The following is a 14,208-nucleotide window of genomic DNA, read 5'->3' as shown; positions in this document are numbered from 1 at the left end:
GGTCGGCCTACTTGAGTCCGGTGGTCGCGATGCCGCGCAGGAAGTGCCGCTGGAGGAACAGGAACACCACCAGTACCGGCAGTACGACCACGACCGCGCCCGCGAGCAGCAGGCCGAAGTCGGTACGGTTCTGGCCGACGCTGTAGAGCGCGAGGGCCACCGGCAGGGTGTATTTGTCCTCCGTGGTGGCGACCACCAGCGGCCAGAGGAAGTTGTTCCAGGACGCGAGGAACGTGAGGATCCCGAGGGTGGCCAGCGCCGGCCGGCACAGCGGCAACACCACCCGCCAGAAGATGCGGAACTCACCGGCGCCGTCGACCCGGGCCGCCTCGATCAGGTCGTCGGGGATCGACTGGAGGAACTGCCGCATGAGGAAGACGCCGAACGGGCCGGCGAGGAACGGCAGGATCAGGCCGGCGTAGGTGTTGGTCAGGCCCATGTTGCTGACCAGCACGAACTGCGGCACGAAGGTCACCATGCCGGGCACCATGAGCATGCCGAGCACGACCAGGAACAGCAGCCGCTTTCCCGGATACCTGAGCTTGGCCAGCGCGTACCCGAGCAGTGAGCAGAAGAACAGGTTGCCCACGGTCACGGCCGTCGCGACCAGTGCCGAGTTGAAGAAGTAGAGCGGGAAGTCGAGCCGGGAGAACAGCTCGCGGAAGTTGTCGAGCGTGACCGTCTCCGGCCACCAGGTCGGTGGTACCTCCCGGATCTCCGCCTCGGGCTTGACCGACGAGAGGGCCATCCAGACGAACGGTCCGACGACGGCGAGCAGGCCGAGGCCCAACACGACGTGCAGCACGGTACGGGCGACGCGGTCGCGTTGCCGCAGCCCGCGCGCGGTGGGTGTGGTGGCCATCGTCAGTCCCTCGATCCGAGCAGGCGGAACTGCACCAGCGACAGCCCGACGATTGCCACGAAGAGCACGTAGCTGCCGGCGGCCGCGTAGCCGTAGTTGCCGAACCCGAACTGGTTGTAGATGTGGTAGCTGACCGACAGGGTCGACGACAGCGGTCCGCCCTGGGTCATGACGAACGGTTCCTCGAACAGTTGGAGGTAGCCGATGCCGGTGACCACGCCGCCGAACAGCAGCGTCGGGCGCAGCAGCGGCAGGGTGAGGCGGCGGAACTGCTGCCAGCGGGTGGCGCCGTCGAGCGTCGCCGCCTCGTACAGCTCGGCCGGCACGGTCTGCAACCCGGCCAGGAAGATCACCATCAGGAAGCCGAGGTTGCGCCAGGCCGCCATCACGATCAGCGACGGCAGCGCCAGCTTCGGGTCGAACAGCCAGCTCGGCCCGTCGACCCCGACCAGCCGGAGCAGGTTGTTGACCAGGCCGACCTCCGGGTCGAGCAGGAACCGCCAGACCACCGCGATCGCCACGATGCTGGTCACCACGGGCAGGTAGAAACCGACCCGGAACAGCGCCCGGAAGCGGACCAGGCCCGAGTTGAGCGCCACCGCCGCGGCCAGCGCGAGCACGATGGTCAGCGGCACACCGACCGCGACGAAGACGAGGGTGTTGACCGAGGAGCGCAGGAACAGGTCGTCGCCGAAGAGGCGGGCGTAGTTGTCGAGGCCGACGAAGTTGACCGCGAGCGGGTTGCGCAGGTCGGTGGAGCGCAGGTCGGTGAAGCTCATGACCAGCGACACCACCACCGGCACCGCCATGAAGACCAGGAACAGCACGGCGAACGGGGTGGAGAAGGCCCAGCCCGTCAGCGCCCGCCGCAGGCGCTGCCGCCGCCGGACCGCCCCGGCGGGCCGGTCGGGGGCGGTTGCCCCGGTCGGCCGCGCCGGTGCCGTCGCCGTAGGGGCGCTGGCCATCGTCAGCTCCCGGTTCCGATGGCGCCGGCCTTCTCCTGGATGGCCTTTGCCGTCGCCGCCGGATCGGTGTTCGACTTGCAGAGCTTCTCGACCTCGATGTCGAACGCGGCCGCGATCTGCTCCCAGGTCGGGATCGCCGGTGGCGCCTTCGCGTTGTCGAGCTGCCGGCCGAACGTGGCGAGGAACGGGTCACCGGACAGCTTCGGGTCGTCCCACGCCGACTGCACCGCCGGCAGGTCCTTGACCGCGTCGTACCACTTGACCTGCACCTCGGGGCGGCTCAGCCACTGGACGAACTTCCAGCCGCCGTCCCGGTTCTCGGCGTCGGAGAACACGGCGAGGTTGCTGCCGCCGATGAACGAGGTCGAGGACTTCCGCATCGGCATCGGTGCGACCGCGTACCGGTCGGCGAAGCCGGCGCCGCCCTGTTCGTTGAGGATGCCGACGTGCCACGGGCCGGAGATGAACGCGCCGATCTCGCCCTTGACGAAGCCCGGCTCCAGTGAACCCTCGGGCAGATCGGTCGGCGACAGCCCGTCGGTGAAGAACGACTGGTAGTAGGCGAGCGCCTCGGTGAACTCGGGGTTGTCGAACGTGAGCGCGTCCTGCGTCGCCACGGTCGCGCCGTTGGACCAGGCGAACGGCAGCACCGACTGCCAGCTGCCGGTCTTGCCGGGCTGGAGGTTCAGGCCCCAGGTGGCGCCGGCCTTCTCCTTCATGCCCCTGGCCATCGCCTTGAGCTCGTCCCACGACTTCGGAGCGTCGGGGAAGCCGGCCTGCGCCGCCAGGTCCTTCCGGTAGTAGATCAGCCGGGTTTCGACGTACCAGGGGACGCCGTAGGACGTGTTGTCGACCAGGGTGGTGTCCCAGGCTCCGGGGAAGAAGTCGTCCTTCTTGACGATGTCGGGCGTCGGGTCGAGGGCGCCGGTCCTGGCGAACTCGCCCTGCCAGGTGGTGCCGATCATCGAGACGTCGGGCGTCTGCTTCGCGGCGATCGCACTGGCGATCTTCTGGTGCGCCGCGTCCCACGGCACCGCCGTCACGGAGACCTTCGCGTCGGGGTTCTCGGTGGAGAACTCCTTCGCGAAGTCGGCGAGCTTCTCGCCCTCGGCGCCCATCGCCCAGACGGTGATGTCACCGCTCGCCCTGCCCTCGCCGACGGGCCGCGCCTGCTCGCCGCCGCCGCCCGAGTCGCGGCCGCAGCCGGTCAGGGCGACCGACGCGGCCAGTGCGACCGTGGCAACGACGGCGAGCCGCCGGTGCTTTCTCCTCATCTCGTACCTCCGCGGGGATTTCGGTTATTCCAGGGGGTGTGGCCCGCAGCTGCGTCGGACGACGAGCTGCGTGGGGAGGACCCGTCGCCGCGCCACGGCGCGGCCGGGGCCGACGTTTCGTTCGGCGATGCGCCGGTGCAGCCAGCGCGCCGCGGTCGCGCCCAACGCGCGCATCGGCTGGCGGACGGTGGTCAGGCCGGCGAACCGGGCCGCGAGCATGTCGTCCCATCCGGTCACGGCCAGGTCATCGGGTACGGCGCGGCCGGCGGCCTGTGCCGCGAGGTGCACGCCGAGCGCGAGTTCGTCGTTGGCGCAGACGATCGCGTCGGTGCTCTGCCCCATCAGTTCGGCGCCGGCCCGCTCGCCGGCTTCGATGTCGTAGGCGCACGGGACGCAGCCGGGCGCGGGCAGGCCGTGGGCCCGGAGCCCGCGGACGAGCCCGGCGTGGCGGCCGGCCATGTCCGGCGAGGCGGCCGGGTCGCCGACGAAGACGATCCGCCGGTGCCCGTGTGCGGCGAGGTGCGCGGCCAGTTCGGCGGCGGTGCGTTCGTTGCGGGTGCGGATGGTGTCGATGCCGGCGACCGGCGGGCGGGCCAGCAGCACCAGCGGGGTGCCGGTGGCGGCGATCGTCCGGACGACGGCGTCGTCGACGGTGTTGCCCATGACGGCCAGCCCGTCGACCCGGCCGGCGAGTTCGACCACGGCGGCTGCGGCGTCGCGCCGGCCGTGGGTGGCCAGGATGAGGACACTGCGGCCGAGTTCGGAGGCCGCCTCCTCGTAGCCGAGCACGACCTCGGCGTAGTAGGGGCCGGTCAGGTCGGGGAAGACGATGCCGTTGGCGGCGTGCCGCCCCTCGGCGAGCGATCGGGCGAGCCGGTTCGGGGTGTAGTGGAGTTCCTCGACGGCCCGTCGTACGCGTTCCCGGGTGGCCGGGGTGACCAGGTCGGAGTCGCGCAGCGCGCGGGACACGGTGGCGATCGACACGCCGGCCCGGCGGGCGACCTCGTAGATGGTCACCGCTCTGGGGCCTGCCTTCGACGCTGAAAGCGCTTTCATCGCCACGGCGCGGCAGGTACCCGGGGTTAACGCATCGGAAACATTGGATCCATCATGTGCACGCAGCGACAAATTGCTCCCAACCGTCCACCATGGCCGGTTGGGGCGCGGGCGTCACAACTCGTTGCGCAGCAGGGCCTGGATCGCCTGGGCCGCCCGTACCACCGCGGGTGCGTGTGCCCGGCCGGACTCGCGAGTGGACATCCGACTGGCCGGTACGGCGATCGCGACGCCGGCCAGGGGAGCGCCGATCAGGTCGCGTACGGCGGCACCGACCGCGCTGATCCCGTTCTCGCTCTCCTCGACGTTGAGGCCGAAGCCCGCCTGCCGGATCTGGGCGAACTCCTGCTCCAGCGCCTTCCACTGGGTCATCGACTGCGGGGTGCACGCCGGCAGCTGCTGACCGGAGTAGCGACGTTTCAGGTCCGCCGGCGGGAGGGTGGCGAGGATCGCCTTGCCGGACGCCGTGCAGTGGGCCGGCAGGACCAGACCGGTACGGGATCCGACGCGGACCGACCGTGGGCTCTCCACGCAGTCGATGAACCGTACGGTGCGACCTTCGAGCAGTACCAGGCTGCTGGTTTCCTGGGTCTCGTCGCGCAGGGTCTCCAGGATCGGGCGGGCGACCCTCCTGATGTCGATGCGACCGATGGCGGCCAGCCCGATCTCGTTGAGGGCCGGTCCGGGGCGGTAGGCCCCGTTCGGTTTGTCCTGCATGACGAAGCCGCGTTCGCGCAGCGCGGCGAAGAGGCGGTGGGCGGTGGACCGGCCGATGCCGAGCAGGTCGGCCGCCTCGGAGACCCGGAGCGCCTGGTGTTCGCCGACGAGCTGAAGGAGATAGAGAGCGTTGTCCACAGAGCTGGACGTCGCCGGCTTAGGCAGGTAGGTATTCGACATAGAGGAATCGTAGGGTCAGGAACTTCTTAAGAACAGAACGAGCGAATAGTGTCTGGCCGTGACGCCCGCCACTGCCTGGCCACCCCGGGCTGGCCGTACGCGCTGGCCAGCGTTGTGGACCCGGTGGTCCAGTCTTGCCGTCCCGACCGGTCCGGTCTTTCCGTGCCGACCGGCCCAGTCTTCTTATGCCGACGAAGGAGTACCCGTGAGCATCGACCTGCCGTCGAGGGATACGGACGTCTCGGGTGAGCTGGGCGCGCTCTACGAGTCGCTCGCCCGCGCGGATCTTGCCCCGCTCTGGAACATCACCGACCAGCTGCTGACCCCCACGCCCCGGCCGAAGGCCGTGCCCTGGCTCTGGTCCGCGACGACCCTGCGACCGCTCGCCGAACGGGCCATCGCGCTCGTACCGATCGAGCGCGGCGGTGAGCGCCGGGTGCTGAGCCTGGTCAATCCCGGTCTGGGCGGTCGCCCGTACGCGGCCGGCACGCTGTGGGGGGCGTTGCAGTGCCTCGGCCCGCGCGAGTCGGCGCCGGCGCACCGGCACAGCCCCGGTGCCATCCGTTTCGTCCTGTCCGGTGCGGGCGTCTGGACGACGGTCGACGGCGACGCCTGCGACATGGCTCCCGGCGACCTGGTCCTGACCCCGGCCTACAACTGGCACGACCACACCAACGGCGGCGACGAGGCGATGCTCTGGTTCGACGGGCTGGACCTGCCGGTGGTCGAGGCGCTCGACGCGGTCTTCTTCGAGGAGTACGGCGAACTCCAGCAGCCGCACCTGCGCCCGCACAACCGCTCCGAGACCGAGTACGGCGCGACCGGCTACCGGACCGTCCCGGACGCGGTGACCGAGCAGCTGGATCCCACCCCGTCCCCGCTGCTGGTCTACCGCTGGGCGCAGACCGACGCCGAACTGGCCCGGCTCGCGGCGGAGACCGACTCGGCCAAGGTCACGATCGAGTTCACCAACCCCCGCTCGGGTGCCAGCGTCCTGCCCACCCTGGGCTGCTTCATGCACCGGATCGCGCCGAACGGGTCGAGCCTGCCCGAGCGGCAGGCCGGTAACCAGGTGTTCGTGGTCTTCGACGGCAGTGGCCACAGCGTGATCGACGGTGAGCTGTTCGAGTGGTCCGCCGGTGACTGCTTCGTCGTGCCCTCCTGGGCGCCGGTGGAGCACCACGCGCGGGAGCGGGCCGACCTGTTCAGCATCAGTGACGCTCCGGTGCTGCGGGCGCTGGGACTGTTCCGCCGGCAGACCCTGGACGCGGCCCAACCCGTGCTCCGGGTGTTCCAGCCGCGCTAGCCGTACCGACCAAGGAGGCACCTGCGATGCGATTGGCTATCTTCGACGACCACCGGCTGGGCGCGGTGGTCGACGGCGGACTGGTCGACGTGACCTCGGCGCTGCCGTGGGCACACGACCCCGACCCGCTGACGGCCGGCTGGTGGCGGCGGCTGTGTCGGGACTTCCCGACGGTCCGCGACCAGCTCGGCAGGACGGCGCGGGAGGGTCCCGTACTGCCGCTGGACCGGGTCCGGCTCGCCGCCCCGGCGCTCGGGCCATCCAAGATCATTGCGGCGGCGAGCAACTACGCCGAGCACGTGGCGGAGATGCACGGTGTACAGGAGCGGACCCTGGGCGGGGTCGAGGCGTGGATGATGAGCTTCGACGTCTTCCTGAAGGCGCCGTCGTCGATCGTCGGTCCGGGTGCCGACATCGTGCTGCCCGCCGACGTCCTGGCCGCCGGGCACGAGATCCACCACGAGTCCGAGCTGGTGATCGTGATCGGTGCCGGCGGGAAGGACATCTCCCCGGAGCGCGCCCTCGACCACGTCTTCGGCTACACCATCGGGCTGGACATCACCGTACGCAGCGCGGCCGACCGGTCCCGGCGAAAGAGCTACGACACCTTCAGCCCGATCGGCCCCTGGGTGACCACGCCCGACGACGGCGTGGACCCGACGGACCTGACGATCGACCTGACCGTCAACGGGACGCGACGCCAACACGTCAACACCGGGGACATGCTGATGGGGGTCGCCCGGATCATCGCGTACGCCTCGTCGGTGATGACGCTGCTGCCCGGTGACCTCATCTTCACCGGGGCCCCGCCCGGGGTGGGGCCGATAACCGAGGGTGACGATCTGCGTACGACCATCGGTGGCCTGGGTGAGCTGCGCACCCGCGTACGCCGAGCCGCCTGACCGGGGCGAATCCCACCCTCCACGGTGGACTCGGGTCGTACGGTCGGACGGGTTTGTCGTCGGGACGCGGCCCGGCCGGCCGGCGATGACGCCTGCGCGCGGCACGGGAGGACCCCGTCCGACCGGCCCCGATCGCCCGGCCGTACTTCTTGCGGGCGGCACCAATATTGGTAGCATTCCGCCATGGCGAACGACGCGTTGACTCCCGTCAAAGGCCTCGCCTCTGTGGATAATGCCCTGCGGTTGCTGGGACTTCTCGGTGAGCACCAGGTGCTGCGGGTCTCCGAGGCGGCCGACGAGCTGGGTGTGGCGCGTTCCACCGCCCACCGGCTGCTGGCGGCACTGCGTCAGCGCGGGTTCGTGATCCAGGACCGGCCGAACGGTGCCTACCGGTCCGGGCCGGCGTTGAACGAGATCGGCATCGCCGCCATCGGTCGGATCGACGTACGTCGTATCGCCGCGCCGATCCTGGAGGAGTTGCGTAACGCGACCGGCGAGACGGCCAGCCTCACCCTGTTGGAGGGCAACCTCGTCCGGTTCCACGACTGCGTCGAGAGCCCTCGGGCCGTCCGGGTCGGTGATCGGACCGGTGTCGTGCTCCCGGCCCACTGCACCGCGGGTGGCAAGGCCATCCTGGCCGGGCTGGAGCCGCACGACCTGGAGCGCCGTTACCCGACCAGGTCACTCGACGGTCGTACGCCCTCCTCGGTCACCACCTGGCAGGAGCTGACCGAGGAGCTGGAGTCGATCCGCGAGCGCGGATACGCCCTCAACTTCGAGGAGGGCGAGACCGGCATCTGCGCGGTGGCCACCGCCATCCCGGACCTAGCCGGAACCCCCTTGGCAGCCATCGCCGTCGTCGTCCCCGCCAGCCGAATGCCCGGCATCCCCGAGGCCGAAGCGCTGGCACCCCACCTAATAACCGCCCGCGAAAACATCAAACAACGCCTCCACGCAGCGCTATAACCCCCCCCGCGCCCCCGCGCCCCCCCCGCGTGCCCCCGCCACCCCCGCCTGCGTCGATCTAGGGCAAATACGTGTGCTTAGAGATCAACTAGCACGTATTTGCCCTAGATCGACGGGGAAGGCTGCGGGGGGGGGCGGGCTTTGGGGTGGGGAATTCTGCACGGTGGAATCCTGGGGGGATAACTTGTTGTGGGTGGAATAGCTATCTAGGGTCCCGGCCATGGGCAAACGGAACCTGCCGGCCGCTGGGGCGGCCGTTGGATCGACCAGGGGATCGACTGAGCGTCCGGTGATCGTGGTGGGCGGCGGACCGGTGGGTATGACGGCCGCGGCGACGCTCGCCGACGCCGGCATACCGGTGGTGGTGGTCGAGGCCCACCCGGAGCCCAAGACGGACTGGCGCGCCTCGACCTTCCACGCCGCGACGCTCGAACTGCTCGACCGGTTGGGCGTGGTCGGCCGGATGCACGACGAGGGCATCGTCGTGCCGAGGTACCAGTTCCGCGACCGCCGCGACGGGTTGGTCGCCGAATTCGACTTCGGGTTGCTGCGTACCGAGACGGCTTATCCGTACCGGCTCCAGCTCAACCAGCAGCATCTCGTACGCATGCTGCACGAACGCCTGGCCCGCGACCCGGCGGTGACGCTTGCGTTCGGCACCCGGGTGGTCGACGCCGGTGAGGGTGCGGACGGGCCGTGGATCACGGTCGACTCGCCGGCCGGTCGCCAGACCTGGCCCGCGTCGTTCGTGATCGGCGCGGACGGGGCGAGCAGTGGCGTACGCGGTGCGCTGGGCATCGAGTTCGAGGGCTACACCTATCCCGAACGTTTCCTCATCGTGAGCATGGCCGAGGACCTGCGGGAACTGATTCCCGATCTGGCCGACGTGAACTACGTCGCGGATCCCGAGGAGTGGCTGTTCATCCTGCGTACCCGGGAGTCGTGGCGCACGGTGTGGCCGGTGCCGCCGGACGCGGGCACCTCGGCGGAGGCGATGGCCCCGGCGGCGTTGCAGGCCGGGCTGCAACGTCTGGCCCACCATCCCGCCGGCTACCGGGTGCTGGACGCGCAGATCTACAACGTCCACCAGCGGGTCGCGGCCCGGTTCCGGGTCGGTGGGTTCGCCCTCGTCGGCGACGCGGCCCACGTCAACTCGCCGATCGGCGGGGTGGGCCTGAACAGCGGGATCCACGACGCGATGGACCTGGCCACCCGGCTGATCCGGCTGTCCGGGACCGGCGGTGATCTTGACGGGGAACTCGACACCTTCGCCCGGCTGCGCCGCCTCGTCGCGGTTGAGTACGTGCAGGCCGACACCCAGCGCAACACCGAACGGCTGCGGGAGCGGGACGAGTCGGTGCGCCGCCGTACCCATGACGAGATGCGGGCCATGGCGGCCGACCCGGATCGGGCCCGCGCGTGGATGCGACGGGTGTCCCTGCTGGAGAGCGTCCGGCGGTACGGGATCGGGCTTCCGCCGCAGGAGCTGGAGGTCCCCGCCGGGGCCTGAGTACGCCGGACCGCCCGGTTCCGGGCGGCGCGTCCTTCTTTGCCCGTTCTTTTCGGGCAGGTTACAAGCGATGACCTTTCAGGCAACTATTCCTCTGTGCGAAACACTTGCCGGTCATCTTTCGCCATAGCGCACTTGTGGTTAAGGTCGCACCACGACGCAGGATCGACAGGGAGAGCCCCATGGCATCAGCGCCCACCACCTCGTTGACCTCGGACGCAACGCGTCCCGCACCGGGCGACGCCGGGTTGGCGCCCGCCGATGGTTCCCCCGCTCCGGCGCAACTCACCCTGACCGGCGTCACCCGCCGGTTCGGCGACTTCGTCGCGGTGGACGGCATCGACCTGGAAATCCCGTCCGGCGAGATCTTCGCTCTGCTCGGGCCGAGCGGATGCGGCAAGACCACCACGTTGCGGATGATCGCCGGGCTGGAGCGGATGGACGCCGGCCGGATCGTGATGGGCGAGCGGATCCTGGCCGACGCCGGCTCGGGACGGTCACTCCCGCCGGAGCGGCGCGAACTCGCGATGGTGTTCCAGTCGTACGCGGTCTGGCCGCACATGACCGTGGCGCAGAATGTCGAGTTCCCGCTCCGGATGCGGCGCGTCGGACGGGCCGACCGGCGCCGCCGGGTCGCCGAGATCCTTGAGGTGACCGGCCTGTCGGCGGTGGCCGACCGGTCCGCCACCCTGCTCTCCGGCGGCCAGCAGCAACGGGTGGCCCTGGCCCGCGCCCTGGTCTACGCCCCGGACCTGCTGCTGCTCGACGAGCCGCTGTCGAACCTCGACGCCAAACTGCGCACCCAGATGCGGCACGAGATCCGCCGGCTCAACCGGGAACTCGGCACCACCATGCTCTTCGTCACCCACGACCAGGACGAGGCACTGTCGCTGGCCGACCAGGTGGCGGTGATGAACAAGGGCCGGGTCGAACAGGTCGGCCGCCCGGTCGAGCTGTACGAACGCCCGAAGACCCCGTTCGTCCGCGACTTCCTCGGCCGGCTCGTCATGATCGAGGGCATCCTCGACCGGACCGGGTCCGGGCCCCGGGTCCTGACCAGGGCCGAGGGGCTGGGGCAGGAGCACGTCACCGTCGACGAGGCACCGCCGGACCTGCCCGACGGCGCCCGGGTCGGGATCTTCTGCCGTCCGGAGGACCTGGACATCCGGGCCCGGGGCGACGGTCCGGCCGGTCCCAACGAGGTCCGCGCGGTTGTCGTCTCGGCCGCCTACCTCGGCGACTGCCTGGAGTACGTACTCGACGTCGGCGGGTCGACCGCGGTGGTCACCGGCACCCGCCGGTCCGTACACGCCATCGGGGACATTGTGCTGCTGGCGGTCGACCCGGCCCGCGCGACCGTGTGGCCGCTGTGAACGGGCGCGGGAAGCACGGCCCGGCGACGGGCGGATCGGTCGGCCTGCTCACCCCGCGGGGCCAGACCCCGGCCGGCGGCCCGACCCCATCCGGCCCGGCCCGGAGTACGTCCTCGGGCGTGCGGCGGCGGGCCCGCGTACAGGGTTCGCTGGTCTTCGCGTTCGTCGCCGCGGTGACCCTGGTACCGGTCGGGATGCTGCTGTTCAACAGCCTCAACGTCGCCCGCCCCGGCCAACCGGCCCGGTACGGCTTCGCCAACTGGGAACAGGCGTTCAGCGATCCGACGCTGCGCGACGCGGCCTGGAACACCTTCCGGCTCGGCGTACCCCGGGTGCTCATCGGCCTGGTCATCGCCACCGTGCTGTCCTGGCTCATCGCCCGCACCGACATGCCCGGCGGCAAAGTGGCCGAGGTGCTGTTCTGGTTCGCCTTCTTCATCCCGTCGCTGTCGATGACGCTGGGCTGGATCCTGCTCGCCGACCCGACCAGCGGCGCGGTGAACCAGTTGCTGCGCCACCTGCCCGGTCTGTCCGGACACACCGAGGGACCGCTGAACATCTACAGCTACTGGGGCATCATCTGGTCGCACCTGACCGCGACCACGGTCCCGATCATGACGATCCTGCTGATCCCGTCCTTCCGCCGGATGAACGCGTCACTGGAGGAGGCGGCGCAGGTCAGCGGGGCGAGCCGGTGGCGGACCGCGATCCGGATCACCGTACCGGTGATGTTGCCGACGTTGCTCGGCGCGGCGCTGCTGAGCTTCATCTACTCGCTCAAGGCGTTCGAGATCGAGCTGCTGCTGGGCAGCCCGATCGGGCTCAACGTCTACTCCACCCAGATCTACGACTGGATCCGGGACAACCCACCGTCGTACGGGATCGCGACCGCGCTCGGCGCGGTGTTCATCCCGGTGCTGATCCTGCTGGCGGTGGCCCAACGGTACGGGGTGCGGCGGCGTAACTACGTCACCCTCGGCGGTCACACCTACTCCGACGAACCGGTCCGGCTCGGTCGGGTCGGGCGCTGGGTGGCGGCCGTACTCGTCGGGCTCTACCTGCTCGTCACGGCGGTGCTGCCGATCGCCGCGATCGTGGTCGGTTCGTTCATGCGCCGGTTCGGCTTCTTCGAACTGGACAACCCGTTCACCACCCGGCAGTGGACGGCGCTGTTCGACGACAACCTGTTCCTCTCCTCGATCGGCAACAGCCTGCTGATCGGGCTCGCCGCGACGCTGATCGGCATCGTGTTCTACTTCGCGGTCGCGTACGTCATCGTGCGCAGCAAGCTGCCCACCCGTGGCGGGGTGGACGTGATGGCCTGGCTGCCGGCGGCCATCCCCGGCATCCTGCTCGGCCTCGGCCTGCTCTGGCTCTACCTCGACACCCCGCTGCGGACCGTCCTGTACGGCAACCTGCTCGGCCTCACCATCGCCGTGGTGATCAGCCACATGTCGACCGGCACCCAGCAGATCAAGGTCGCCCTGATGCAGGTCAGCCCGGACCTGGAGGCGGCGGCCCGGATCAGCGGCGCCGGCGCGCTGCGGGCCAACTGGCGGATCCTGCTCCCGCTCGCCGGACCCGCGGTGGCCGCGGCCGGCGTCCTCACCTTCCACTCGGCGGTCAGCGACATCAGCACCGTCGTCCTGTTGAGCAGCAACAACTCCCGACCGCTGTCGGTCCTGTTGCTGGAGTACAGCACCAGCGGCGCGCTGGAACAGGCGGCGGCGGTGGGCGTGGTCATCAGCGCGTTGACCGTCACCGTCGCACTCATCGCCCGTGCCCTCACCGGGGGACGGCTGCGCCGGGGCCTCGGGCCCAGGTAGAGCCGTGTCCACCCCCCACCCCGATGACAACTCAGTGCCGGCTCTGCGATCAGGGCCCGTTAAGGAAGAAGGCCGAACCATGACCCCAGGTCGGTGGAGAGCGCGAGTCATCGTCGCCGTTGTCGCCGTGTCGCTGACCGCCGCGTGCGGCGGTGGCGGCGGGAGCGACGATCCCGGCGCGGTCGCCAGCGGTGGCTCCGGATGCATACCCGCCAGTGACCCGCTGGTGGCGGCGGCGCGGCAGGAGGGCACGGTCGTCATGTCCGGTCCGCCGGACGCGAACGTCCGCCAGAAACTGCCGGCGGCCTTCGAGGAGGCGTACGGCGTACCGGTGGACTACATCGGCACCGGTGGCAGTGACAACGCCGCCCGGCTGCGTTCCGAGCGGCAGGCCGGTATCTACTCCCAGGACGTCTTCCTCGGTGGCGGCGAGACGATGGCGAACACGTACGCCGCGTCGAACTGGCTGGCCCCGCTGACCGACGTGCTGCCCGCCGACACCCTCGCCGGCGCCCAGTGGCGCGGCGGCAAGGTGCCGTTCGTGGACCCGAACAGCCGCATCCTGAAGATCAGCGAGTACGTCGCCCTGCCGCTGGTGATCAACACCGACCTGGTCAAGCCCGGTGAGATCTCCACCTGGAAGGACCTGCTCGACCCGAAGTGGCGCGGGAAGATCGCGATGATCGACCCCCGGCGTTCCGGCGGCGCGGTCTACAACGTCGGCATGTTCCTGGCCGACGCCGGCTACGGCGAGAGCTTCGTCCAGCAGCTCTACCACGACCAGCAGCCGGTCCTGCTCACCGAGTCCCGCCAGGGCGTCGACGACGTCGCCCGGGGCAAGTACCCGATCGGCATCGCCTTCGGCCAGGCCGACGTCGACACCGCGATGGCGGACAAGCTGCCGATCGAGGTCGTCGTGCCGGACCTGCTCCAGGTGACCAGCGGCTTCGGCTTCCTGGCGGTCGCCGACAAGATGCCCCACCCGAACGCCGGCAAGCTGCTCGCCTCCTGGCTCGCCTGCCAGGGCGGAAACGCCGTCTGGAACGACGCGTACGGCAGCATCAGCACCCGGACCGACGTGACCCCGGCCGCCGACACCCCCAAGTGGCAGGTCCCGGACCCGGCGGTCAAGTACTTCAACGCCAGCTCCTGGGAATTCCTCTCCGGTGGCCGCAACGCCGCCACGGAGAAGGTCAAGAGCGTCATCGGCGCCGGCTGACCGACCGGGACGCGGTGGGCGGCCGCCTCCCCCGCCCACCGCATCCCGGTCA

The 14,208-nt window shown here is 70.3% G+C and carries 12 protein-coding genes; 7 read left to right on the top strand and 5 right to left on the bottom strand.

The window, feature by feature from the left end:
- Positions 1 to 7: 7 nt before the first annotated feature.
- The 5 genes from OG792_RS16840 to OG792_RS16820 form a co-directional block, all read right to left on the bottom strand.
- The gene (locus OG792_RS16840) at positions 8 to 862 is read right to left on the bottom strand and encodes a carbohydrate ABC transporter permease (protein ID WP_329110687.1); all 855 of its coding nucleotides are present in this window, start codon (positions 860 to 862) and stop codon (positions 8 to 10) included.
- A gap of 2 nt (positions 863 to 864) precedes the next feature.
- On the bottom strand, positions 865 to 1,827 hold the full coding sequence (locus OG792_RS16835; RefSeq protein ID WP_329110686.1) for a carbohydrate ABC transporter permease: 963 nt from the start codon (positions 1,825 to 1,827) through the stop codon (positions 865 to 867).
- Positions 1,828 to 1,829: 2 nt separating this feature from the next.
- Positions 1,830 to 3,101, bottom strand: coding sequence for a sugar ABC transporter substrate-binding protein (locus OG792_RS16830; protein ID WP_329110685.1), 1,272 nt, complete (start codon positions 3,099 to 3,101; stop codon positions 1,830 to 1,832).
- A gap of 24 nt (positions 3,102 to 3,125) precedes the next feature.
- Entirely contained in the window at positions 3,126 to 4,118 is a 993-nt protein-coding gene (locus OG792_RS16825) for a LacI family DNA-binding transcriptional regulator (protein ID WP_329110683.1), read from the bottom strand.
- A 153-nt stretch (positions 4,119 to 4,271) separates the two neighbouring features.
- Positions 4,272 to 5,054, bottom strand: a complete 783-nt coding sequence (locus OG792_RS16820) for an IclR family transcriptional regulator (protein WP_329110681.1) — start codon at positions 5,052 to 5,054, stop codon at positions 4,272 to 4,274.
- Between the two features lie 205 nt (positions 5,055 to 5,259).
- Here OG792_RS16820 and OG792_RS16815 point away from each other — a divergent pair, with 205 nt between their 5' ends.
- The 7 genes from OG792_RS16815 to OG792_RS16785 all read left to right on the top strand — a co-directional run bounded on the left by OG792_RS16815 (position 5,260) and on the right by OG792_RS16785 (position 14,156).
- Entirely contained in the window at positions 5,260 to 6,360 is a 1,101-nt protein-coding gene (locus OG792_RS16815) for a cupin domain-containing protein (RefSeq protein WP_329110679.1), read from the top strand.
- A gap of 26 nt (positions 6,361 to 6,386) precedes the next feature.
- Positions 6,387 to 7,262: a fumarylacetoacetate hydrolase family protein gene (locus tag OG792_RS16810; protein WP_329110677.1), complete on the top strand. Its 876-nt coding sequence runs from the start codon at positions 6,387 to 6,389 to the stop codon at positions 7,260 to 7,262.
- A gap of 225 nt (positions 7,263 to 7,487) precedes the next feature.
- Positions 7,488 to 8,228, top strand: a complete 741-nt coding sequence (locus OG792_RS16805; protein ID WP_329110675.1) for an IclR family transcriptional regulator — start codon at positions 7,488 to 7,490, stop codon at positions 8,226 to 8,228.
- A gap of 220 nt (positions 8,229 to 8,448) precedes the next feature.
- Positions 8,449 to 9,738 carry an FAD-dependent oxidoreductase gene (locus OG792_RS16800; RefSeq protein WP_329110674.1) on the top strand — a complete coding sequence of 430 codons (1,290 nt, stop codon included), beginning with the start codon at positions 8,449 to 8,451 and terminating at the stop codon, positions 9,736 to 9,738.
- Positions 9,739 to 9,920: 182 nt separating this feature from the next.
- A complete protein-coding gene (locus OG792_RS16795) occupies positions 9,921 to 11,111 on the top strand; it encodes an ABC transporter ATP-binding protein (RefSeq protein WP_329110673.1) in 1,191 nt (396 codons plus the stop codon).
- Positions 11,108 to 12,937: an ABC transporter permease gene (locus tag OG792_RS16790; RefSeq protein WP_329110672.1), complete on the top strand. Its 1,830-nt coding sequence runs from the start codon at positions 11,108 to 11,110 to the stop codon at positions 12,935 to 12,937. Before OG792_RS16795 ends, OG792_RS16790 begins: the two co-directional genes overlap by 4 nt.
- Before the next feature lie 79 nt (positions 12,938 to 13,016).
- Positions 13,017 to 14,156 carry an ABC transporter substrate-binding protein gene (locus OG792_RS16785; RefSeq protein WP_329110671.1) on the top strand — a complete coding sequence of 380 codons (1,140 nt, stop codon included), beginning with the start codon at positions 13,017 to 13,019 and terminating at the stop codon, positions 14,154 to 14,156.
- Positions 14,157 to 14,208: the final 52 nt, after the last annotated feature.

It is taken from the genome of Micromonospora sp. NBC_01699 (assembly GCF_036250065.1).
Lineage (GTDB): Bacteria > Actinomycetota > Actinomycetes > Mycobacteriales > Micromonosporaceae > Micromonospora_G.
This window is presented reverse-complemented; position numbering and strand designations above follow the sequence as displayed.

What these genes read in the sequence shown, in the direction of transcription:
- OG792_RS16800 (WP_329110674.1), top strand. Translation starts at nt 8,449, where the DNA reads ATGGGCAAACGGAACCTGCCGGCCGCTGGGGCGGCCGTTGGATCGACC.
- OG792_RS16830 (WP_329110685.1), bottom strand. Translation starts at nt 3,101, where the DNA reads ATGAGGAGAAAGCACCGGCGGCTCGCCGTCGTTGCCACGGTCGCACTG.
- OG792_RS16840 (WP_329110687.1), bottom strand. Translation starts at nt 862, where the DNA reads ATGGCCACCACACCCACCGCGCGCGGGCTGCGGCAACGCGACCGCGTC.
- OG792_RS16810 (WP_329110677.1), top strand. Translation starts at nt 6,387, where the DNA reads ATGCGATTGGCTATCTTCGACGACCACCGGCTGGGCGCGGTGGTCGAC.
- OG792_RS16795 (WP_329110673.1), top strand. Translation starts at nt 9,921, where the DNA reads ATGGCATCAGCGCCCACCACCTCGTTGACCTCGGACGCAACGCGTCCC.
- OG792_RS16820 (WP_329110681.1), bottom strand. Translation starts at nt 5,054, where the DNA reads ATGTCGAATACCTACCTGCCTAAGCCGGCGACGTCCAGCTCTGTGGAC.
- OG792_RS16835 (WP_329110686.1), bottom strand. Translation starts at nt 1,827, where the DNA reads ATGGCCAGCGCCCCTACGGCGACGGCACCGGCGCGGCCGACCGGGGCA.
- OG792_RS16785 (WP_329110671.1), top strand. Translation starts at nt 13,017, where the DNA reads ATGACCCCAGGTCGGTGGAGAGCGCGAGTCATCGTCGCCGTTGTCGCC.